This is a genomic window from Streptosporangium roseum DSM 43021 (genome assembly GCF_000024865.1).
Lineage (GTDB): Bacteria > Actinomycetota > Actinomycetes > Streptosporangiales > Streptosporangiaceae > Streptosporangium > Streptosporangium roseum.
This window is the reverse complement of sequence record NC_013595.1, coordinates 5704393-5726552: the sequence shown is the minus strand read 5'-3', so window position 1 is coordinate 5726552 and position 22160 is coordinate 5704393. Positions and strand designations below refer to the sequence as shown.

At 69.8% G+C, this 22160-nt stretch carries 18 protein-coding genes; 16 read left to right on the top strand and 2 right to left on the bottom strand.

Going from position 1 to position 22160, the window contains the following annotated elements:
• Positions 1-41 precede the first annotated feature (41 nt).
• The 16 genes from SROS_RS25115 (at position 42) to SROS_RS25045 (ending at position 20401) form a co-directional block, all read left to right on the top strand.
• Positions 42-506: an RrF2 family transcriptional regulator gene (locus tag SROS_RS25115; protein WP_012891718.1), complete on the top strand. Its 465-nt coding sequence runs from the start codon at positions 42-44 to the stop codon at positions 504-506.
• A gap of 472 nt (positions 507-978) precedes the next feature.
• Positions 979-2118, top strand: a complete 1140-nt coding sequence (locus SROS_RS25110; RefSeq protein ID WP_012891717.1) for an FAD-dependent oxidoreductase — start codon at positions 979-981, stop codon at positions 2116-2118.
• An 882-nt stretch (positions 2119-3000) separates the two neighbouring features.
• Entirely contained in the window at positions 3001-4554 is a 1554-nt protein-coding gene (locus SROS_RS25105; RefSeq protein ID WP_012891716.1) for a DegT/DnrJ/EryC1/StrS family aminotransferase, read from the top strand.
• The gene (locus tag SROS_RS25100; protein WP_012891715.1) at positions 4551-5717 is read left to right on the top strand and encodes an MFS transporter; all 1167 of its coding nucleotides are present in this window, start codon (positions 4551-4553) and stop codon (positions 5715-5717) included. The genes SROS_RS25105 and SROS_RS25100 overlap by 4 nt, the downstream gene beginning before the upstream one ends.
• A 14-nt stretch (positions 5718-5731) precedes the next feature.
• Positions 5732-6709 carry a sulfotransferase gene (locus SROS_RS25095; RefSeq protein ID WP_012891714.1) on the top strand — a complete coding sequence of 326 codons (978 nt, stop codon included), beginning with the start codon at positions 5732-5734 and terminating at the stop codon, positions 6707-6709.
• A 76-nt stretch (positions 6710-6785) separates the two neighbouring features.
• On the top strand, positions 6786-7613 hold the full coding sequence (locus SROS_RS25090; protein ID WP_012891713.1) for an SDR family NAD(P)-dependent oxidoreductase: 828 nt from the start codon (positions 6786-6788) through the stop codon (positions 7611-7613).
• Between the two features lie 55 nt (positions 7614-7668).
• Positions 7669-8520, top strand: coding sequence for a class I SAM-dependent methyltransferase (locus SROS_RS25085; protein ID WP_012891712.1), 852 nt, complete (start codon positions 7669-7671; stop codon positions 8518-8520).
• A gap of 28 nt (positions 8521-8548) precedes the next feature.
• Positions 8549-9424, top strand: a complete 876-nt coding sequence (locus SROS_RS25080) for a family 3 encapsulin nanocompartment shell protein (protein WP_012891711.1) — start codon at positions 8549-8551, stop codon at positions 9422-9424.
• Between the two features lie 10 nt (positions 9425-9434).
• Positions 9435-10757 (top strand): NAD(P)/FAD-dependent oxidoreductase, encoded by a 1323-nt coding sequence (locus SROS_RS25075; RefSeq protein WP_012891710.1) that lies wholly within the window; start codon positions 9435-9437, stop codon positions 10755-10757.
• A 144-nt stretch (positions 10758-10901) separates the two neighbouring features.
• The gene (locus tag SROS_RS25070; protein WP_012891709.1) at positions 10902-11657 is read left to right on the top strand and encodes an aspartate/glutamate racemase family protein; all 756 of its coding nucleotides are present in this window, start codon (positions 10902-10904) and stop codon (positions 11655-11657) included.
• Positions 11658-12103: 446 nt separating this feature from the next.
• Entirely contained in the window at positions 12104-12931 is an 828-nt protein-coding gene (locus tag SROS_RS25065; protein ID WP_012891708.1) for an alpha/beta fold hydrolase, read from the top strand.
• A gap of 409 nt (positions 12932-13340) precedes the next feature.
• Complete coding sequence (locus SROS_RS25060; protein WP_012891707.1) at positions 13341-15425, top strand: trypsin-like serine peptidase; 2085 nt, start codon at positions 13341-13343, stop codon at positions 15423-15425.
• 250 nt (positions 15426-15675) lie between these two features.
• Positions 15676-15822 carry a hypothetical protein gene (locus tag SROS_RS51180; RefSeq protein ID WP_012891706.1) on the top strand — a complete coding sequence of 49 codons (147 nt, stop codon included), beginning with the start codon at positions 15676-15678 and terminating at the stop codon, positions 15820-15822.
• A gap of 55 nt (positions 15823-15877) precedes the next feature.
• A complete protein-coding gene (locus tag SROS_RS25055) occupies positions 15878-17122 on the top strand; it encodes a YcaO-like family protein (protein ID WP_169369378.1) in 1245 nt (414 codons plus the stop codon).
• Positions 17123-17240: 118 nt separating this feature from the next.
• The gene (locus SROS_RS25050; protein WP_169369376.1) at positions 17241-19292 is read left to right on the top strand and encodes an NACHT domain-containing protein; all 2052 of its coding nucleotides are present in this window, start codon (positions 17241-17243) and stop codon (positions 19290-19292) included.
• 542 nt (positions 19293-19834) lie between these two features.
• Positions 19835-20401: a histidine phosphatase family protein gene (locus SROS_RS25045; RefSeq protein ID WP_012891703.1), complete on the top strand. Its 567-nt coding sequence runs from the start codon at positions 19835-19837 to the stop codon at positions 20399-20401.
• A 256-nt stretch (positions 20402-20657) separates the two neighbouring features.
• Here SROS_RS25045 and SROS_RS25040 read toward each other — a convergent pair whose 3' ends face one another.
• Together SROS_RS25040 and SROS_RS25035 are read right to left on the bottom strand one after the other, a co-directional pair.
• Complete coding sequence (locus SROS_RS25040) at positions 20658-21443, bottom strand: SDR family NAD(P)-dependent oxidoreductase (protein ID WP_012891702.1); 786 nt, start codon at positions 21441-21443, stop codon at positions 20658-20660.
• A 23-nt stretch (positions 21444-21466) separates the two neighbouring features.
• Positions 21467-22117, bottom strand: a complete 651-nt coding sequence (locus SROS_RS25035; protein WP_012891701.1) for a GntR family transcriptional regulator — start codon at positions 22115-22117, stop codon at positions 21467-21469.
• Positions 22118-22160 lie beyond the last annotated feature (43 nt).

Sequence of the window (22160 nt, the reverse complement as noted above, 5' to 3'; positions counted from 1 at the left end):
ACGGCTTGCGCGCGCTACCGCGACCTTCTCCCGCGCGGCACATGATGCGCATCTCCGCCCGTACCCAGTACGCGCTACGCGCCATGGTCGCCCTGGCGGCGGCCGACAACCCGATACACGCCGAGCGGATCGCCGCCACCCAGGACATCCCCCGCCGATTCTGCGACAACATCCTGCTCCAGCTCCGCCGCGCCGGCCTCATCCACAGCCAGCGCGGCCCCGATGGCGGCTACTGGCTGGCCCACCCCGCCGAAAAGATCACCCTCGCCGACGTGATCCGCGTGAGCGAGGGAGTGACCGAGGGGGGCGCCGAGTATTTCCCCGGCGTCGCCGCACCACTGGCCGATATCTGGGCAGAGATCCGGCAGCACCAGCACGCCTTGCTGAGCGAGATCACCCTCGCGCAGATCGTGGCCACCTCCCGGTGTGACAACCACCCCGCGACACCAGCCGACCACAGGGAACCGGTCGTGCGGGAAAAGATCCAAAGATCCCATCCTGCCTGAGGGGACAAGGCACTTGCCGGGCCGGGCGCCGAACCCGGCTCAGCCGCAGTCGCCCCAGGACCTCCAGCGAGCTGTGGCGACGGCGGCGTCGCGCCCGTCATCCCGGATCGTGCCAGAACGGCGGCCATGGCGGCCTGCCGGCCGGGCGCGAACCGGACTGCGGTCGCCGCGGCCGCCAGCGCGATGCCGGGGCAGACGCCTACCTCGGCAAGCAGGTCGCCGACCGGGAACGGGGCGGGCACGGCTGCGGTGGTCTCGCGCCGGGCGGGCGGCCGGCTACAAAATCGCGACCCCGATCACACGCGGTCACCAATTCACGACCTTTGTGCCGGCGCCACTCTTGCATGGCCACGGACACCACAACCGCAGAGGGGCGATCCACGGTCTCGAGTGTGGCGACGGTGTGAAGGTACGGGGCAGGTAGCGTGCAAACCGTCGGAGGGACGAGGCAGCGCCCCTACCGTCGCAAGGTATGCAGACAGTGGATGTACTGGTCGTGGGTGCGGGCTTGGCCGGCCTGCGCACAGCCCGCCTGCTCGCGCGACGGGAACTGAACGTGATGGTTGTCGACCGTCGCAGGTCGCTGTCGACGGGCATCCGTACGACAGGGATCTTCGTGCGCCGCACCCTCGACGACTTCGACGTGCCGGATCACTTGCTCGGGCCGGGTATCCGGGACGTGCTGCTGTATCCGCCGTCGCGGCGGGCGCCGATCCGGCTCACCAGCGACCGTGACGAGTACCGCGTGGCCGACATGGCGGCCGTCTACGAGCAAGCGCACCGCGCGGCGGAGTCGGCTGGGGCACGGGTCCTCTTGGGCGTACGGTATGTCGACGCGTCGATGGGTTTTGTGCGGTTCGCGGGTGCGGAACCGGTGACGGCCCGGTTCATCGTCGGCGCGGACGGCGCCCGCTCCCGGGTGGCCCGTGATCTCGGGCTTGATGTCAACAGGCGGTTCCTCGTCGGTGCCGAGATCGTCTATCCGATCGCGTCGGGCACGGCCACCCCGGCGTTCCACTGCGTGCTGGACCCCCGGGTCGCTCCGGGGTATCTGGGATGGGTGATCGACGACGGCCGGCATGCGCACGTTGGCGTCGCGGGATATCCGAACGTGATGCGCACCGGTATCCGCCACCTGCTGGAGGCTTTCGCCGCGGATGCGCCCGGCAGTACACCGCCGGCCGGGCCGGTCGAGCGTCGAGGTGGCCCGATCCCGGTCGGCGGTGTGCTGCGACGGTTGGCGTGTCCCGCCGGGCTGCTCGTCGGAGACGCGGCGGGCGCGGTGTCGCCGCTGACGGCCGGTGGGTTGGACCCTTGTTTACGCATGTCCGAATTGGCCGCGGCGGTTACCGCTGGGTACCTGCGTACTGGCGACCAACGCATGCTGAGCCGGTACGACGGGGACGCGTTGCGAACCCGGTTCCGAGGCCGGCTGCTGCTGCGCCGCGTGTTCGCCGGCATCCGGTCCCCTGCTGCGGCAGAGGCGGCGGTGACTGTGCTGCGCAGTCGTGCCGGTCGTGCCTTGGCGGCGCGGATCCTGTTCGGCGACGGCTCGTTCCCCGAAGTCAACCCACGGCTCGCGGACCGGGCGATCGACCACCCCTGCCAGTAGCGCCGACCGGCTCGCCTGCGACAGAGCGGGCGCGGGCGCACAGGACCCTGTGCGGTGGTCGTCTGTGGAAGTTCATGCCCGGGTCGGAGCTCGCGTCCGCGTCGAGCCACGGATCAGACCGGGGCCCGCACCACCGGTCGCCTCGCGTACCCGGTCCGCCCGGTGCGGATCGGAGTAGTCGACTGCGGCCTCCGCGCCCGGATCGCGAGCCGGCTCCAGCTTCCGATCACGGATCCCGCGCGAATCATCGCCCTGAACATACGTCGGCGAGACCGGCCTGGCGGTGTCCTCCACGAGTACTCACATGCGGCTTGAACTGCATGGACGGAGTATTCGGCAAGCGCAATCCTCGGGTCATTTTTTGGAGGCTTTTCTTAAGGCCCGGTTTCGGACAGGCCAATAAGCGCGGCGCCTGTCCGGCGTTCGGAATTCGTTACCGACCCGATAAACAGCAAAAGCTTATTTCCCACCTGAAAAAGCGGAAATTTTCATCTCCCCAGATGGGGCCCGGAAGGGGGGTTTCGCCTGCCGCCGGAGCCACCGGCCGGGGCGCGGATAATCGGGAACGGGCGGAGAGGGCGGTCGCCCATCGGTATCTCCGTGCTTTTTTGCCCCATTGACACCATCGATACATTTGGCGAAACTTCAACAGTTTTCATCGGCTTCCAGAAGCGTCAGAAAAGCCCGTCAGACTTATGAACGGGCACCCGGGCAAGTAACCCGTCGCGGTTTTCCGGATGACCACCATCGCCGTTTCCGGCTTGCTCACCGGCCGGGCGGGGGAGGCGCCGGCGCCACGGTCACAGGTGCGTGGGGGCGTCGACCACGCCCGCCCGGGCCATCGAGGAGAGAACCCGCCAGCCGATAACAAGGAGCTCGACGGTGGACAGCAAGAAGGAGGGTTCGGCGCCGGCCCGGCCACTACCCGGGACCCAGGAGGCCGAGGACGCGCGGCTCGCCCTACACGGCGGCAGCCCCGTCCGGCGCACACCGTGGCCGACCTACGACAAGGGAGCCGTCTTCGTCCATCCCGAAGACGAGGAGGCGGCGTTGCGCGCCATCCGCAGCCACCTCTATTTCCGCTACGACCACCGAGCCCAGCAGGAGACCGAGTGCGGCAAGTTCGAGGAGGAACTGTGCCGCTACTTCGGGAGCAAGCACGCGCTGGCCGTGTCGAGCGGCACCACCGCGCTCGCGCTCGCCATCATGGCGGCGGGGATCCCGCGGGGCTCCCTGATCGCCTGCCCCGGCTTCACCTTCGTCGCCACCCCCAGCGCCATCGTCCTCGCCGGGTGCACGCCCCTCCTGGTGGAGGTGGACGAGAACCTCCACATGGACCTCGCCGACCTCCGCCGCCGCTGGACACCCGAGATCAAGGGGATCCTGGTGGTCCACATGCGCGGCTTCGCCGCCGACATGGAGGCGCTGACGCGCTTCGCCGCCGAGATGGGCGTGCCGGTGTTCGAGGACGCCGTGCCGGCCCTCGGCGCCGAGCTGAAGGGCCGCAAGCTCGGCACCTTCGGCCTCGCGGGCGCCTTCAGCACCCAGTCGGACAAGTCGCTCAACTGCGGCGAGGGCGGTTTCCTGGTCACCGACGACAGCCTGCTCTTCGCCCGCGCCGTCGTGCTCTCGGGCGCCTACGAAGGGCGCCTCCGGCGGCATTTCCCGGACGGTGAGCCGCCGATCAGCACCGATCTCGACCTGCCGCTGCTCAGCTTCCGCATGGACGAGATCCGCGCCGCCCTGCTGCGCGCCGAAATGGAGCGGCTGCCGATCCGCCTGCAACGCTTCCGCAGCAACTACGCCCACGTGTCCGCGGCGCTCTCGGACCTCACCGAGATCGCGATCCGGCAGCCGGTGGCCCCCGGCGCCTACCTCGGCGAGGCGTTCATCTTCCGCGTGCCGGGCGGGGACGCGAAATGGTTCGCCCACGCGCTCTGCTGCGAGGGCATCGACGCGCGCAACCTCGGCTCCGACGAGGACACCAACGTGCGGGTCTTCTGGAACTGGCGGTTCATGTTCGACACCAAGGACGTCGCGGCGATCAAGGCGCTGCTGCCGGACACCACGCGGCACCTGGAGGAGGCCGTCGACATCCCCCTGTCCTCCAGTCTCTCGGCGGAGGACTGCGATCACCTGGTCAAGGCGGTCCGCAAGGTGGCGGGCGCCGTCGGACCGGACCGGCGCCGGCCGGACCCGGCGCGGGACGGCCGGCGCAACGGCCGCGGTCACGAGCCCGACGGCCAGGGCGCCGACCGGCCGGGAGAGCCCGCCCCGGCGACCGTGGCGGCCACGGCCCCGGCGACCGCGGCCACCACGGCGACCGCGACGGCCCCGGCGACTGCGGCGGCCACGGTTACCACGGCGGCCCCGGCGACTGCGGCGGCCACGGTTACCGCGGCGGCCGATACCGTCCGGGCCGGGCAGCGGCGATGACGGCCCCTGCGGAGAAGGGCACGATCCCGCGCCTCGCCCTCGCCGGGATCTTCGGCGGGCTCTTCTGCGGTTACCTGGGCCTCACCGCGGCGATCCCGGTGCTGCCGGGCTTCGTCCGGGACAGCTTCGGCGCCACCGACGTCGCCGTCGGCATGGTGGTCATGGCGACGGCGCTCACGGCGCTGCTCGTACGGCCCGTCTCCGGCCACCTGGCGGACCGGTACGGCCATCGTCTTGTCATGCAGCTGGGCGCACTGATCGTCGCCGTGGGCGGCGCGCTCTACTTCCTGCCGCTCGGCCTGACCGGCCTCATCGGGGTCCGCCTGCTGCTCGGCGTCGGCGAGGCGTCGCTCTTCACGGCGGGCGCCGTCTGGGTCGTGTCGCTCGCGCCGCACCACCGCCGCGGGCAGCTGATCGGGCTCTACGGCGTCAGCATGTGGGGCGGGATCTCGGTGGGAACCTTCCTCGGCGCGACGCTGCTGCCCCTCGGCTACGGCGCGGTGTGGGGCTTCAGTGTCGCCGCCGCGCTCATCGGGCTCGCGCTGATCAGCTTGGCTCCCGTGTCCCCCCGCACCGAGCAGCCGAGCGGGGGGCACGCCCTGCTGGTGCGCCCGGCGCTGCTGCCGGGGGCGGCGCTCGCGCTCGCCGCCGCCGGGTACGCCGGCCTCGCCGCCTTCGTCGTCCTCCACCTCCAGGCCCGTGGCATCGATTCGGGCGTCGTCGTGCTCAGCTGCTTCAGCGCCGTCTACGCCGGCACGCGGCTGTTCATCGGCCACCTGCCGGACCGGCTCGGGCCGCGCCGCGTCGCGACCTGGTCCGGTGTCGGCGAGGCCGCCGGCCTCCTGATCATCGCCCTGGCCCCGAACCTGACGGTCGCCGTGATCGGCAGCCTGGTCATGGGAGCCGGATTCTCGCTGTTGCACCCGTCCCTCGCCCTGATGGTGATGAACCTCACCGAGGCGTCGAAGCAGGGAGCCGCGATCGGCGCCTACACCTCCTTCTGGGACCTGGGCCTGAGCGTCTGGGGGCCGGTGATCGGAGCGGTCGCGACCGGCTTCGGGTACCCCGCCGTGTTCGTGGCCGGCGCCGTCTGCGCGGCGGCGGCCGTGGCCGTGGCGCTCTGTGTCCGCCAGCCGGCCACGCGGCCGGCGGTCGTGAGCTGAGTCAGGAGCACGCCATGGACGCATCACCACTCAAGATCCTCTGCATCACCGGCTGGTGCCGCAACGGCAGCACCATCATCGGCAACGTCCTCAACGAGATCCCGGGTTTCTTCCACGTCGGGGAGCTGCACTTCCTGTGGAAGAACGCCGCGGGCAGGGGCGCCAACAGCTCGTGCGGCTGCGGCAGGGAGCTGACCGACTGCCATCTCTGGTCGGAGATCCTCCCGCTCGGCCGGCCGGCCGGGGTCTCGGCGGAGGAGCACGCCGAGACCGTCGTCCGCCGCCAGCTGGCCTACGTCCGGACGCGGCACACCTGGCGGGTGCTCGACCGCGGGCTGCACTGCGACGAGATCCGCGAGCACGCCGCCCTGATGGCGCTGACCTACCGTGCCATCGCCGAGCGGACGGATGCGCGCGTGATCGTGGACACGACGAAGATCCCGGGCGAGGCGGCCCTGCTGGCGCACCTCGAGGGGGTGACGCCCTACTACGTCCACCTCGTACGCGACCCCCGGGCGGTCGCCCAGTCGTGGAGCCAGCCGAAGCAGTACTGCTACGTCATGCCGTCCAGGACGAGCACGGCCTACTGGCACGGCTTCAACGTGGCCTCGCAGGCGATCATCCGCCGCCATCCGGAGCGGTCGCTCTTCCTGCGCTACGAGGAGTTCGCCGCCGACCCGGCCGGGACGATCGACGCGCTGCTCCGGCTCTGCGGCGCCGACCCCGCCGCCAATCCGATGCGGGGCCGGACGATCGAGCTTCACACAAACCACACGGTCACCGGCAATCCGGATCGCTTCAGCACCGGCGCCACCGTCATCCGGGATCGGGACGACTCGTGGAGGACCGCCCTTCCGCTGCCCGCCAGGCTGACGGCGACGGCGCTCTCATGGCCGCTCTTCCGGCGTTACGGCTACAGGTACGGCGGCACGCTCCTCGCCGGTCCGCGGCGAGCCGGCGCCGCGGCGCCACGGGCGACCGAGGAGCCGTAGGGCTCGGGCGGCAAGCTCGGGAGAGCTGGGGCGACAAGCTCGGAAGACAAAGCTCGGAAGACGAGAAGGAGGACGATTGGATCTGGGGCTTGGGAACAAGGTCGCGCTCGTCGCCGGCGGTTCGAGCGGCCTCGGCCTGGCCACCGCCAAGGAACTGGCCAGGGAGGGCGCGCACGTCGCGATCGGCGCGCGCGACCGCGGCCGGCTCGCGGAGGCCGAACGCGCTATCAAGGAGGTGGCGCGCGGCCGTGTCCACGTCACGAGCGTCGACGTCACCGACCGGGCCGCGGCGCGCCGCTGGGTCGACGAGGTCGCCGCCGACTTCGGCGCGCTCCACATCGTCCTCGTCAGCGGCGGCAGCCCGCAGATCGGCACGGCCTCGCAGTTCGAGCCGGCGGAGTACCAGGCGGCCGTCGACGGGGTGCTCCTCCCGGCGGTGAGCCTGGCCCTCGCGGCGCTGCCGCACCTCAGGGCCGCGGGATGGGGCCGGCTGCTCTTCGTGGCCTCGGAGACGGCGAGCGTCCCCGTCGCCCGGCTGGCGCTCTCCGGCGTGGCGCGCGCCGCCATCGTGCGGTTCGCCCAGTCCCTCGCCTCGGAACTCGGCCGCGACGGCATCACCGTCAACGTGCTGGCGCCCGGCACAACCCGTACCCCGCCGGTGGAGCGGGCGGCCGCGAAGCTGGCCGAGGGCGGCGACGTCGAAGCCCGGCTGCGCGTCATGGGCCATCACAACGCCCTGGGCCGTCTCGCCCGGCCGGACGAGTTCGCCGCCGTCGCGACCTTCCTCGCCGGTGAGCGGGCCTCCTTCGTCACCGGCGGGATCCACCTGATCGACGGCGGCGCCAGCGTGGTGGGACCTGAACTGCCCCACCTCACGGCCGCGCGCAAGGACACCTACACATGACGACCTCGGCGATCCGCACCGGAGGAGCCTCCGGGAGACAAGGAAGGAACCTGTGATGTCGACGATCAGCCATATCTACACCGAGAGGGACGTCGGAGACTTCTTCGACCAGACCCTGCAGACCTATCTGAGCTTCTGGGACGGCGACGGCGTCCTGCACACGGGCTACTTCGCGGACGACGCGGACGACGACTACCTCGCGGCCGCCGAGCGCACCTCCGAGGTCCTGGCGGCGGAAGCGAAGATCGACGGCTCCTCCCGCGTGCTCGACGTGGGCTGCGGCTGCGGCAACTTCATGATCCATCTCGCCGAGCGCTTCGGCTGCCGCGGCGAAGGGCTCGACCTGAGCAGGGAACGCATCAAGTTCGCGCAGGAGAAGCTCGCCGGGGAGAAGCGACTCGACATCGAGTTCCGCCACGGCTCGGCGACGCAGATGCCCTACGAACCCGGCAGCTTCAGTCACGTCGTCAGCCAGGACGCGCTCTGCCTCGTGCCGGACAAGCCGCGCAGCCACACGGAGATCCACCGCGTTCTCAGGCCCGGAGGCGTCTTCGCCTTCTCCGACTTCCTCCAGCCCAAGAAGGAGATCGGCGAGCGCGCCCGCAAGCATGTCTACGATCGGGTGAAGTGGAACGGCGGCTACTCGCTCGTCGGATACCAGGCGGCCCTGGAGGAGGCCGGGTTCGAGATCATTCTCGCCCGCAACCTCGAAAGCCACATCAGGCAGACCTACCGCGTGCTGGGGAAGACGGCGCGGGAGCGCGCCGAGGCGACGCCGGACGCCGCGGCCCGGGAGTGGATGCTGGCCTTCTCCACGTCCTGCGAGGAGATCCAGGTCGCCATCGACGACGGGGAGTTCGGCTGGGGACTCTTCGTCACCCGCAAGCGGGGCAGTGCCGCGCCCTAGCGTCGAACTCACTAGCGAGGAAGCAGCCATGCAGCGGACAGATGGTACGAAGCAGACGATGGCCGAAGTCGTCGCCCAGCGGAAGACGGAGATGTCGCCGGGCCGGATGTTCGTGGAGGCCTGTGCCGCCAAGGGACTCGAGGCCTCCGTCGAATACGACGTGACGATCACCGACTCGTTGACGAGCTCACGGCGGAAACCGCGCTATCCGGCGCGCAACATGCTCAAGGTCGTCGACCTCTCCAGGGACCCGCGGCAGTACTACTGGCACGAGAGCCCGCCGCGGCCGGGCGATCCGGAGGTCAACGACGCCGGGCTGAGGCGCGAGGCGGCGAGCCGGTTCCACAAGTCGCCGGTTCCGGAGCTCCACCCCACCACCGCGTGGGTCCAGGTCCCGCCGGAGCTGTGGGAGGACACCGAGACCTTCGAGTCCTTCATCAACTACCGGCTGATCGTCCGCCTCGGCACGGCCGAGAACGACACGATCATCCGCGGCAGGGGCGGGCTGCTGAACATGCCGGGGATCGCACGCATGACGTCGAAGGGACCGTTCGGCTCGGCGATCCTCGCGGCGTGCAACGAGGCGGAGCAGATGGGGGGCACGGCCGACGGCCTCATCATCAACCCCGTCGACTACTACACGTTCATGGGGAACGGCCGCCTGATGGACGACCTGGAGCAGAACGGCGTGTTCATCGTGCGGACGCGCCTGGTCGATCCGGGGACCGCCATCGTCGGCGACTTCGGGCACGGCGCCCTGCTGTTCGACGCCGGACGCTCGGTGATCCGCTTCGCCGAGCCGCCCCCGGGGACCTTCGCCGAGCCCGGCATCGCGCTCATGGCCGAGATCTACGAACGGGTCGTCATCAACCTTCCGACCAACTTCTTCATCGTGAGCCTGTAGCGGAGAGCACATGTCGGCGATGCCCCCTCCATCTGCGGAACCCCTGCGGCACGATCCTGACGTCCTCGTCATCGGCGGCGGCATCGTCGGCCTGTTCTGCGCCTACCACCTGCGCCTCGGCGGCAGCAGCGTCACCGTGGTGGAGCGCGGGCCGGTCGGCGGTCCCCAGTCCTGCTCCTACGGGAACACCGGCTTCGTCGGCACGCATGGCGCGGCTCCCCTCGCCGAGCCCGGTGTGCCGGCGCAGGGGCTGCGCTGGCTGCTGAACCCGGAGAGCCCCTTCTCCATCAGGCCGCGCTGGGACGGCGAGCTGCTGCGCTGGCTCTGGCACTTCCGCCGCGCCTGCAACGACGAGGACGCGAAGGCCGCCTTCCGCGTGCTGGTCGACATGAAGAAGCGGAGCCTGGAGATCCTGCGCGAGCTCTGCGCGTCGGACGGCCTCGCCTCCGCCTTCACGGCGCAGGGCATGGTGCTGGCGTTCCGGACGCCGGAGGGGTTCGAGAAGGGCTGCCGGTCCGTGCCCCAGGCGGTCGAGAACGGCGTGCCGCTGCGCGTCCTCGGCCCGGGGGAGCTGCGCGCGCTCGAACCGGACGCCGAGTTCGACGTCTGCGGTGCCCTGTACAACGAGGAGGGCGCCTACCTCCAGGTTCCCGGCTTCGTCGTCGAGTTCGCCCGGATGCTCCGGGGCATGGGGGTCGAGATCCGCGAGCGGACCGAGGTCGTCGGCTTCGAGGTCGCGGGCCGCACGGTCGAGCGGGTGCGGACGACACGCGGGGATCTCAGGCCCCATGAGACGGTCATCGCCGCCGGCACGTGGTCGGCGGAGTGCGCCCGCAAGCTGGATGTCGGGCTCACGCTCCAGCCGGCCAAGGGCTACTCCGTCACGGTCAAGGCGCCGCGCAACGCGCCGCGGCGGCCGGCCCTGCTGAGTGAGGGGAAGGTCGCGCTCATGCCGCTCGGCGAGCGTCTCCGCTTCGGCGGGACCCTGGAGTTGTCGGGCATGGACGACACGATCTCCCGCCGGCGCGTGGAGGGCATCCTGCGGACCGTCCGGTCCTATCTCCCGGAGCTGGAGATCACCGAGACCCTCGAGACCTGGAGCGGCTTCCGCCCGTGCACGCCGGACAGTCTTCCCTTCGTGGGCCGTGCCGAGCATTACCGCAACCTTTCCGTCGCGTGCGGCCACGGCCACATCGGCATGGGCCTCGCACCGGCCGGCGGCAGGCTGATCGCCCAGATCATCGCCGGCGAACAACCCGACATGGATCCCGCGCCGTTCCGCGTCGGCCGTTACGGCGGGCGGGCGGCACGCCGGCTCCGGCTCCGGCGATGAGGCACGGCCCCGGCAGGCGCGCCTCGCGGTCACGGGACGGGCCGAGGCGGTGAGACGGGCCGCGGCCGTGAAAAGGGCGCGGTCGTGAAAAGGGCGCGGTCGCGGTCGTGAGATGACAGGGACTTCCGGCGGGAGAGAATGACCATGGCAAGCGGAGCGGAGGTAGGGCGCGACGTCGTGATCGGCGTCCTGTGCCTCGACACCTCATTCACCAAGATCCCGGGGCACATCCGGAACCGGACCACCTTCGATTTCCCGGTCGCCTACAAGGTGGTGGAGGGCGCGACGGCGGAGCGCGTGGTGAGCCAGGCCGACCCGCGCCTGCTCGAACCGTTCGTCCGCGCCGCCCGGGAGCTCGAAGCGCAAGGGGTGGCGGCGATCACCGGAGCCTGCGGCTTCCTCGTCATCTTCCAGAAGCAGCTGGCCGACGCGGTCGGCGTCCCTCTCTACTCGTCGAGCCTGATCCAGCTGCCGGCGGTCCACCGCATGCTCCGCTCGGACCAGAAGGTCGGGCTGCTGGTCGCCAAGAAACGCTCCCTCACCCGGCGTCATCTGGAGGCGATCGGCGGCGAGCACGTCCCCGTCTGCGTCGCCGGCATGGAGGAGCAGCCGGAGTTCCGCGAGGTCATGCTGGAGGGGCGGCGCGCCGAGCTTGACGCCGGCCGCCTGGAGAGCGAGGTGCTGAGCCAGGCCGAGCAGCTGGCACGCGACAACCCCGACATGGGGGCGCTTGTCATCGAATGCACCGATCTGGTGCCCTTCGCGCACGCGATTCAGGCGCGGATCGGCGTGCCGGTCTTCGACATCGTGACGCTCACGGAGATGGTGTACCGGACCCTGACGCGCCGCCCCTTCGGCGGCCGTGGCGCTGTCACCGACGTCCACGGTCAGTACGCCTAGCGCTCGGTCGGCGGGGCGGCCACGATGCGTGGCCGCCCCGCCTCCACCTGCGGTTCTCCGCTTCAAGTGCGGAGAGCCGCGCGGGTTCCGGGGCATCATCACCGCGATCAACTTCGAGGGTGAGACCGTGCCGGCCATGCAGCCGATGGTCTCGGTGCCGTGGTAGCCGTCGCTCTTGACGGCGGAGGTCCCCAGGACCTCGTTGCCGACCCTCGGCGGGTCGGTTCTGGCCTACCCGTGCCTGGGCGCTGCTGATCGGGCGGGCCGGCAAAGAGCCCCAGGCCCGGCCTTGGCCTTAACCGGGCGATGAACTGCGGTATCGCCTGCAGTGGGTGATATGTCAGCCATCCCGTGCGCCGTCCTGCCTCAACAGGGCCTGCCACGGCGGGGTGGCCCGCGCCCATGGGTTCCATCGACACGACCATCGACTTCGGGGAAGGTTCACGGTGCCTTACATCTCTACCCGTGACGACACGCAGATCTTCTTCTACGAGTGGGGCAGCGGCCCGCCGGTCCTGTTCATCCACGGCTGGCCGCTGAACGCCGACGCCTGGCACGACCAGATGAAGGCGGTGGCCGACAACGGCTTCCGCGCGATCGCGCACGACCGGCGCGGTCATGGCCGCTCCGGCCAGCCGTGGGACGGCTACGACTTCGACACCTTCGCCGACGATCTCAACGATCTCATCAACGCCCTCGACCTGCGGGACGTCACGCTGGTGGCGCACTCGATGGGCGGCGGCGAACTGGCCCGCTACATCGGCCGGCACGGCACCTCCCGCCTGGCCAAGGCGGTGCTGCTGTCGGCGGTGCCGCCGCTCATGCTCAAGACCGCCGACAATCCCGAGGGCACCCCGCAGGAGGTGTTCGACAAGCTCAAGGCCGGCATCCTCGCCGAGCGCTCGCAGTTCTGGAAGGACACCGCCGAGGGCTTCTTCGGCGCCAACCGGCCGGGCAACAAGGTGACCCAGGGCAACAAGGACGCCTTCTGGCTGATGGCCATGGCCGAGAACATCCAGGCCGGCGTGGCCTGCGTGGACGCCTTTTCGGCCACCGACTTCACCGAGGACCTGAAGAAGTTCGACATCCCCACTCTGATCGTGCACGGCGACGACGACCAGGTGGTGCCGATCGCGGCGTCCGCCGACAAGTCCTCCAAGATCATCCCGAACTGCGTCTACAAGAGGTACCAGGCCGGCTCGCACGGCATCGCGCTGGTACCGGGCGACAAGGAGAAGTTCAACGCCGACCTGCTGGAGTTCCTGCGCAGCTGACCGGCTCCGCTCCGGCCGACGACAGCCTCCCCGCGTGGATGGAGCGCCACCTCGATCGTCTACCTGCTGTCCGGCACCGGGCTGCGCCGCGCGGAGGTGGTCGGCCGCGGTGCCGGTCACATCCAGCAGCTGCGGGACGCTCACCGGTCTGCCTCCGCGCGTGTCTCCGGTCGCGGACCCGCAGCGATGTCCCCCTCAACGGGAAATCAACCCGAATTTCCATCCTTTCGCCATCGTGCATGAAAACATCAAAAAGCTCTAATATCTTTATATGTAAATGGATGGCATAGTCGTGGATTAATCCTTCCGTCATATCTATGGACATCGCTCCTCAAAGTGTACTAATTGTAGTGAAATACGTGCTTTCGACAGTGATTGCGCTTGTTCAATATTTGAGGAGTGGTTGAGTGTGAATATACAGGAAAAAGTCCAGGAATTGGGTTTAGGCCATGCGCAGGCCGCTGCCGACCGGTATCGCCAAAGTGACGGAGCCCGGGAGGAGGTTGAGCGACGGCGGGATCAGGGCGCGGTCTTCCCCGACTCGCCGGAGGCGCTCGCGGCCCGCATCACTCGCCTTATCCAGCGGAACGGAGTGCCGGTCGAGGCGGTGCTGGAGACCACCCGGGCCGAGTCCTTGGACCTCCCCGAGATGCGCGAGCGTATTCTGGGGATTTCCAAGGATCTGCAGGCATGGAGCTTCCTGCCCCGTGGTGCCCGTGCCGCTCGGACCGTCGCGCGGATCTCGGTCAGCGAAAACGGCCGTGAACTACCCGTCGGCACCGGCTTCCTGGTGTCGCCGAGGTTGCTGCTGACCAACCACCATGTATTCCCCGACGTCGAGGCGGCGCACCGGGCCTTCGTGGAGTTCGACGCTCAGGTCACCATCGACAACACCCCGGAGCCGGCCAAACGTTTCCGCCTGGATCCGGATACCTTCTTCGTCGCCGACCAGGACCTGGACTTCGCCTTGGTCTTGGTCGGCGCCGATGCCGCAGGCCGGCTCGCGGGTGAGACGTTCGGCTGGAACAGGCTCAGTGTCCAACTGGGCAAACTGGTCATCGGAGAATCAGTCAACATCATCGGCCACCCCCGTGGCCGGTTGAAGGAGATCTCCATCCGCGAGAATCGGCTGGAGAACCGTTGGGATGACTTCATCCACTATCGGACCGACACCGAGCCCGGCAGTTCCGGCTCCCCGGTCTACAACGACCAGTGGGAAGTGACGGCGCTCCATCACAGCGGCGTGCCTAAAACCGACAGCCAAGGCCGTATCCTGCGACGGGACGACCGGGTTTGGCAGCCCGGCGACGGTGACGACGCCATTGAATGGATCTCCAACGAGGGCGTGCGCATCAGCGTCATCCTCAAGCATCTGGCCACGCTGCCGCTCGATGACAGCCGCCGGGCGTTCCTGACCGAGATGGGTCCGGAGTCCGGGCTTCAGGACGGTGGCGCCCCGCAACCGGCCGTCGCGGGATCCGGTGCGCCCTTCGCCGCACGCCCGCTCGCCGAACCAGCCGTCGAGGTCGTCACGGACCTGGCCGCGACACGACCTTCGACTACCCCGGCGGCTGACGTCCGTCGCGGCCTGACCGCCGGCGCGGCCGCGTTCGGTGGTGCCCGGCACCTGGTCTTCCTGCACGGCCGCGCTCAGCAGGGACGTGACCCTGAGCGGCTGCGCCGATACTGGACCGCCGGATTGAACGGCGGGCTCACCCGCGCAGGGCTGGCTACGATCGAACCAGCCGATGTCTGGTGGCCCTTCTACGGCGACAGGCTTGTTCAGGCCCTGCAACCCCGTGAGGCGATCTTCCGCTCGCTGGAGCGGCTCGTCGATCCGGCAGCGGTCATCGCGCCGGACTCCGACGCCGCCCGGCGGCTGTACGAGCAGCTGATCACCGAGGCCGCCACCCAAGCAGGCATGCCCGCCGAAGCCCCGACCTCCCTGGAAGGGCTGGACCGGACGGCCGACGCCGTGCACCGGGGACTGAGCTGGCTGGCCGCCACCACCAGCCTGGACCGGCTGACCATCGCCACCTTCTTCACAGACGTCGCCGCCTACCTCGGTGACCCACAAGTTCGCGAGACGGTCTTGGACTGCGTGCTCCAAACGATGCCCGCGACCGGCACATTGGTGCTGGTCAGCCATAGCCTGGGCACGGTCGTCGCCATGGACCTGCTCACCCGGCTTGATCTCGGAGTCGACGTCGAGCTTCTCGTCACCGCCGGCAGCCCATTGGGCATGGACGGCGTGTACCGCCACCTGCTCACCGGCGGCCCCAAACGCCCCGAACGGGTGGCCCATTGGTTCAACGCCTGGTGCCCGATCGATCCGGTCACCATCGGGTGCCCTCTGGGCGACCACTGGCAGGGAGAGCTGGCCGAAACCCCCGTCACCAACCCCGCCGGCCGAACCCACGACATCGAGGAGTATCTCGGCCACCCCGAGGTCGCCCAAGTGATCGGTGCCCGGCTGTTCGGAGCCAGGCCTTGAGAAGCTCGCCACAGCACGACGGAACAGGCTGGATCGCGTACGGCAGCCGCCAACAAGGCCCTCCGCTCGGATCGGTGGCACCGCGGCCAACATCGAGGCGTTCACCGGGACCCGCTGGATCACGGTGCGTGGTGAGTCGCCGCGGTATCCGCTCTGACCACCGGGCGAAGCCCCTGAACATGCAAAACATTCGCTCAATAGCAGCCATTCGGCTTTTCCCGAAGTTTGTCGAGGTGGAGCTATCATTGGCATGAAAAGCGAGGAGGGAATTGTCATGGGTAATATTGTGGATTACATTACCCCGCCGCCCGAGACGCTGGACAGAAAGACCCAACACCTGACCCGAGCCGAACTCGACCGGCTACGGGAACTGCTCGCCGCCGAGGATGGCGAGTAAAAAGCCGCACCTGGAGCGGGCGGTTGCGTTGGGCGAGGCCAGAAGGCGGGCGGCGGTGGCGCTGTCCGTCCTCGGCCTGCGCGCGGAGCTCGTCGACGCCGGCCGCGACCGCGATCCGACCGCCTGGTGGTGCGGGCTGCTCGACGACGCGGATTCGCCGCTCGCGTGCGGGATGGGGAAGGGGCGCCCGGAGGAGGCCCGGGTGGGCGCGCTGTTCGAGGCCATCGAGCACTACCTCACCGGCCCGGCGGGGTTCGACCCCGCCGTCGTGGAACCGGCCGCGCCTGCCCGGATCGCCGCAGGACCCCTGCGGGCGGACGCCTCCGCGCTGTTGCTGGCCCGGATGCCCGGCCGGCGGATGGCGTGCCTGCCCTATCGCCGGCTCGGCGGGGGAGGAGGGACGCTGGTGCCGCTGTTCCTGTCCACCCCCTGGTACGTCGAGACCGGGGCCGCACGGTTGCGTGAGCTGGTCGGGGACGACTGCGACTACGTCCACCTGATGCGCTACAGCTGCAACAGCGGCTCGGCCGCCGGAGTGGCCGCCGCCGAGGCGCTGCTCCACGCACTCAACGAGGTGATCGAGCGGGACGCCCTGTCCCTGCTTCTCGCGCGGGCCTTCCTGGGCCGGGGCGGTTTCCAGCCCAGGCTGATCGACCCGGGAACGCTTCCAGCGGGCCTCGCGCGGGCATATGCGACCGCAGGGGAGCTGACCGGATCGCCGGTGCACCTGCTGGACATCACCAGTGATGTCGGGGTGCCGACCATGCTGGCGTACACGGCCCCCACTGTCCGCCATCCGCACCGGCGCGGCGCCGGGACCTCGCTGAGCCCGGCCTATGCCGCCTGGCGCGCCCTCACCGAGCTCGTCCAGATCACTCTCGGTGAGAACCTGTCGCATTCGGGAGCGCCCGCGCGTGGTGATCTGGCCGGGCTGGCCGCGCACCCCGCACTGTACGCGTGCGGCCGGTTCGACCTCGCCGGCCCGCTGCGCCAGGCTCGGATGATCCCCTTCCGGACCACCGAGGTGGCCGGGCCTCCCGGCGGCCAACTGCGGAAAGTCGCCGCGATGCTGGCCGCCCGGGGCTATCCCGTCTTCCACCGTACGGTGCGCGCCCTTCCGGCCGGGGTCACCGTCGTGCACGTGGTCGTGCCGGGTCTGGAGCGGTTCATGCTCGTCACCGACGGCAACCTCGTGCTCCCGGGAGGTAGGGGGCAGGCCGCGGCAGCCAGCTTTTCCGATTTATCGACCTTTCATATGGAATCAATATTCCCATCTTGGTGGCGAATGTGCAGACAATAGATATATGTTCGCACGATACCGGCAGAATCGCAGCGCCGGGGCATCGGTGGCGCTAGGCCTTATTCTCCTGGTCGCCGGTGCCGCAATCATGCTCCTGAACGCTAAATTGTACGCCGCCATGAAGATAGCGATCGAAGGAGCGATCGCAATCGGAGGCGCGTCGGCCCTGTCGACGACCCTCGGCGTGATAACTCTGGGTAAGAACCTGTCGGATTTCCGGTCCTGGTGGCGCAAGCGCCGCGCGCCCGCGCCCGCGCCGACGTCCGCCGACATCGACACGGCGAAGGACATACTCGCCGGCCTGGTAACCCAGCAGTGGCGCGATGAGACGGCCCTGCGCTCGCTGTGCGATCCCGAGCCCATGCCGCTGCCCTGGCGCTCGACCGAGCATCGCGAACTCACCGACCACCCCGAGATCATCGCCAAGGGCACCGTGGCCTTCCCCGGCCTTCAGGTGCACATCGCCGGCATGGTGCGCAACTTTCGCGCCCTGCGCTGCCGGCGGCTGGTCATCCTGGGCGATCCGGGCACCGGGAAGACGACCCTGGCCGTGCAGCTCGTGCTCGAGCTGCTGCGTACGCGGCAACCGGAGGAGCCCGTACCGGTGATGTTGTCGGCCGCGCGCTGGGACGACCGTGTGCATCCGCGGCTGCAGGACTGGCTGGCCGAGAGCCTGGCGCTCGACTATCCCGCCCTGCGCGCGGAGAACCTCGGCCCCGGCACCCCGGAGACGCTCGTGCGCCGCGGCGAGGTGCTGCCCGTCATCGACGGGCTGGACGAACTGCCCGCTGGCGCTCGCGCGGACATACTGGCCGCGTTGAACCGCACCATGTGTGAGACCGACCAGCTCATCCTCACCTGCCGCACGGAGCAGTTCGCCGAGTCCGTCGAACAGATGGGCGACGTCCTCACAGCGTCGGCGGTCATCGAGTCACAGCCCATGTCTGCCGCTGCGGCGGCCGACTACCTGCAGGCGTGCCTTCCCCCTGTGCCCCGCCCCGTGTGGCCCCGCGTCCTGGAGGCGCTGCGCACGGGCGCCCTGCCCGCCCTGTCCCAGGTCGCCTCGACGTCGATGGGGCTCTGGCTGGTCCGCGCCACCTACATCGCGCCGCGAGTGGATCCGGCACCGCTGCTGGAACTCGGGCGCGGGAGCGCAGTCGAGCTGCACGACCATCTGTGCGACCAGCTCATCCCCGCTCTGGTGAACGCGCGTCCCCCCGCCGACGGCCCGGCCCAGCCCTTCCGGCCACAACACGCGTGGAAACCGGAGCAGGTCGACCGCTGGCTCACATACCTGTCCCGGCAGCTCTCACTCAGCCAGGCGCATGACGTGGCGTGGTGGTATCTGGCCGGCTACATGTCCAGCCTCCCGGTCCGCATGGGGGTCGCCACCGCGATCGGGATCGGGATCGGGATCGCCTTCACCGTGATGACAGGGCAACCCGCGGCAGGCGTATCGGCCGGCCTGCCGTCCGCGATCGTGATCATGGTCTTGCTCGGGCCCTGGTTCACCGAGCCACCGGGCCACGTCGACTTCCACTTCCGCGGCAGGCTCACCGAGCTCCTCCCCGTCCTCAGGGACGTGCTGATCGTCGGAGCCCTGGGAGCTCTCGTCGGCGGGCTCACGGGTTTCCTTCTGGCCATGGATGCCGGGTTGACGGTGGGCATGGAGGCCGGGTTGAAGGCAGCGAAGGAGATCGCCCTGGTGTCTGCCGTCTGGTCCGGCGTGCTCGGCCTGATCGGCTGGGCCGAGCGGCCCACCATCACCGCAACGGCGCGATCCCCGCGCTCGACCTGGCAGGCCGACCGGACCCTGACCGTCATCCGGATAGTCGGCGGGCTCGTCGTCGGGTCCGTGGCCGGGGGCATCTGGCTGTACACCAACACCAACTCCAGCGTGGCGATCATCACCGGGTTGTTGCTGGGCCTGCTGCTCGGGATCATGGTGGGCCGGCACCACGCGTGGCTCGCCTACAAGCTGACGGTCCCCCGCCTGGCCACCAAGGGGAGACTGCCCCTGCGCGCGATGGCCTTCTTCGACGACGCTCACCGCCTGGGCCTGCTGCGCACCGAGGGACCGTACTACCAGTTCCGGCACATCGAGTTGCAGCAGCATCTCGCGAACGGGCAGCACCTGGCGTCCGAAAAGAAGCAGCGGTCCGTTCATTGACCTCATTTCATCCTGGTTCGGGGGCGTGCCAAGACACGCATGGGCATCGTTCCCGGGGATCCGTCCCGCCGCGTGGGTGAGTGGCCGGGCGTGGACGACCGGGGACGGGCCGAAGTCCTCTTCGCCGACGCGGTGGCCTGACCAGTACCACCCCGGCCTGCCCAAGGTGCTCCACGACGTAGTCGCACAGATCGTCCCGTACGGCGTCGGCATCCCGGACCGCCCGTGACAGCAGGTGCCGCATCCCGTCCGGAGTGTGGTCTCCGGCATGTTCGGCGAGCGTCCAGCAGTTCTTGCGCGGCAGCCCCGCGAGCGGTCCAGGCAACATGGCCCGCGCCCGCCGCCGCGGTTCCACGCGGGAGAACCGGCCGGCGATCCGGCTCGTGAGCTCATCGAACATCAACTGCCGGCGCGAGGCCATTGCGCTATCGCCTGCGGCCGCCCCATGATCTTCGTTTGTCGGCACGACAGTCGATGATCGCGGTGGCCGCAGGTGTTCGTCGCACTCGCCCACCACACCGCCTTGTCAAGGAGGACATCTCATGCGCTGGCTGGACGTGCGCCGACACAGCTTGACCAAGAAGGGCGCGATGCGCGGCCGGGGATCTCATCTGTCGGCTGACGGCATCGCCCTGGCCCGTTTCATCGGTTCCGGAGTCGGCCCCTACGAGCGCGTCGTCACCAGCTCGTCCCCACGGGCGGTCGAGACCGCCGTCGCGATGGGGTTCGCCGTCGACGACACCGTGGAGATGCCGTCGGGTTACGTGCCCGGTGAGATCCCTCGGCATGCTCAGTGGGACTGGACCGAGCCGTACCAGCAGATCGCGGACATCATCCGGAAGAGCCGTACCGTGGCGGCGGTGGCCGAGACCCACCGTGCGATCTGGTCAGACACGGTAGAAGGTGTCACGGAGGACGGGTCAGCGCTGTTGATCGGGCACGGAGGGGCGATCGAGCTGGCGTTGGTGGCGTGTTCGCCGGATGCTTCGCACAACACGTGGGGAACGCCGTTCGCGCACTGCGATGGCGTGCGCCTCGGCTTCACCGGCGGTCGCTTCGTCAGCGTGGAGTTCCACCGGGCGCCGCAGAGTCATCCCCGGCCGAACTGAGGATCGCTGAGTACGGCCGGCGTGCTGAGCCTTGTGCGACGGCAAGTGATCGCGAGTGACGATGAGAGGCTCGACGGACCGTGTGCGAGGGTCTGCCACAGAGGGCCGCCTGCGACAGACCCTGCGCAGCTCGCCCAGGGGTAAGCCATCGCGGCAGGTCGCGGACTCACCGAATCTCGTCACGGCATCAACCCACCGGGACCCCCTCGCGGCCCGGCCGGACGTGGTGGAGGACGGGTCGCCGCACCGGTCGGCGTCAGTGGGCGGTCCAGCCGCCGTCGACGGGGAGGATCGCGCCGGTGATGTAGGACGCGGCGGGACCGGCCAGCAGCAGCGCGGCGGCGGTCAGCTCGCTGGGCTGGGCCCACCGGCCCACCGGCACCTGGTGGTCGAGGAAGTCGCGTACGCGGGGGTCGTCGTCGGCGCCCTCGTTGAGCGGGGTGCGGAACGGGCCGGGCGCGAGTGCGTTGACGCAGATGCCGGTGCCGGCCAGTTCGGCCGCCAGGCTCCGGGTCAGCTGGACGACCGCGCCCTTGCTGGCGGCGTAGCCGGCCCGGCCTGCGGCGCCCACGAGGCCGAGCGCGCTGGCCAGGGTGACGATGCGCCCGTATCCCGCGGCTCGCATGAACGGGACGGCCGCCTGGCAGGCCAGGAAGGTCCCGACGACGTTGACCTCGAGGCAGCGCCGGAGCTGGGCCGCGCCGAGCTCGCCGATGTCGCCTCTGGCCTGGATCCCCGCGCTGGTCACCAGGATGTCCAGGCGGCCGAATCGCTCGGCCACCTCGCCCACCGCCCGGTGGACGCCGTCTTCGTCGCTGACGTCGCAGGCCAGCGCCGAGGCCGCCCGGCCCGTGAGGGATGCGATCCGGGCTGCGGCCCGCTCGCCGGCCTCCCGCCGCCGGCTGACGAGCGCGACCGTCGAGCCGGCCTCCGCGAGGGCGAGCGCGATGGCGTGGCCCAGACCGGAGGAGCCGCCGGTGACGATGGCGACGTGTCCGTTCAGGTCGGTGCCGGCGCGATGGGCCGGAGTCTTTTCGGTCATGGTCCTCCTTCCCGAGCCGCGACCTACCGGGAGGACCGGCGAGGGTCCTGGCCGAGGTAGGCGGCTCCGTTGACCCAGTTCTGAACGAGCCATCGCGCTCCCTCGGTGAGGTCTCCCTCGCGGATCGCGGCGAGGATGCGGCGGTGCTCGTCGATGCTGCGCCGGGCCCGGTCGGGGCCGCCGAAATAGAGCACGTCGTAGCGCTTGAGCAGGGGCTTCGTCTGGACGATGAGCCGCATGAGGTGGGCGTTGGCACAGGCCGAGAGCAACAGGGCGTGCCAGCGGTCGTCGAGCGCGGCCAGCTCCTCACCCTGCTCCAGGGCGGCCTGCATCTCGTCGATCTGCTCCTCCAGCCGGTTGGTGAGCCCGAGCAGGTCCTGCGGCGCGGTCCACCGCAGGGCGAGGGCCTCCAACTCGCCCACCAGCGGATACAGCTTGCGGGCCTCGTCGAGGTCCAAGGGCGGCACGCGGAAGCCACGCCGCGGCTCGGCGACCAGCAGGCCGCGGTCGGTGAGCTCCACGAGCGCCTCCCTCAGCGGCGTACGGCTGACCCCCAGCTCGGCCGCGAGGCGGACCTCGTTGACGCGCCCCTCGGCAGGCAGGCGACCGTCCAGGATGCGCGCGGTGACCTGCTCCGCGATGTCGCGCCGCAGCGGAGCCGTGACGTTGTCCATTCACTCCCTCGCTTGCATGCAATATCCAAATACTGTATTCAGT

Bases quoted from the DNA above. Each gene is read 5' to 3' on its own strand.
- SROS_RS25070 (WP_012891709.1), top strand. From the start codon at position 10,902: ATGGCAAGCGGAGCGGAGGTAGGGCGCGACGTCGTGATCGGCGTCCTG.
- SROS_RS25110 (WP_012891717.1), top strand. From the start codon at position 979: ATGCAGACAGTGGATGTACTGGTCGTGGGTGCGGGCTTGGCCGGCCTG.
- SROS_RS25085 (WP_012891712.1), top strand. From the start codon at position 7,669: ATGTCGACGATCAGCCATATCTACACCGAGAGGGACGTCGGAGACTTC.
- SROS_RS25080 (WP_012891711.1), top strand. From the start codon at position 8,549: ATGCAGCGGACAGATGGTACGAAGCAGACGATGGCCGAAGTCGTCGCC.
- SROS_RS25100 (WP_012891715.1), top strand. From the start codon at position 4,551: ATGACGGCCCCTGCGGAGAAGGGCACGATCCCGCGCCTCGCCCTCGCC.
- SROS_RS51180 (WP_012891706.1), top strand. From the start codon at position 15,676: ATGAAAAGCGAGGAGGGAATTGTCATGGGTAATATTGTGGATTACATT.
- SROS_RS25115 (WP_012891718.1), top strand. From the start codon at position 42: ATGATGCGCATCTCCGCCCGTACCCAGTACGCGCTACGCGCCATGGTC.
- SROS_RS25095 (WP_012891714.1), top strand. From the start codon at position 5,732: ATGGACGCATCACCACTCAAGATCCTCTGCATCACCGGCTGGTGCCGC.
- SROS_RS25075 (WP_012891710.1), top strand. From the start codon at position 9,435: ATGTCGGCGATGCCCCCTCCATCTGCGGAACCCCTGCGGCACGATCCT.
- SROS_RS25045 (WP_012891703.1), top strand. From the start codon at position 19,835: ATGCGCTGGCTGGACGTGCGCCGACACAGCTTGACCAAGAAGGGCGCG.
- SROS_RS25035 (WP_012891701.1), bottom strand. From the start codon at position 22,117: ATGGACAACGTCACGGCTCCGCTGCGGCGCGACATCGCGGAGCAGGTC.
- SROS_RS25040 (WP_012891702.1), bottom strand. From the start codon at position 21,443: ATGACCGAAAAGACTCCGGCCCATCGCGCCGGCACCGACCTGAACGGA.
- SROS_RS25050 (WP_169369376.1), top strand. From the start codon at position 17,241: ATGAAGATAGCGATCGAAGGAGCGATCGCAATCGGAGGCGCGTCGGCC.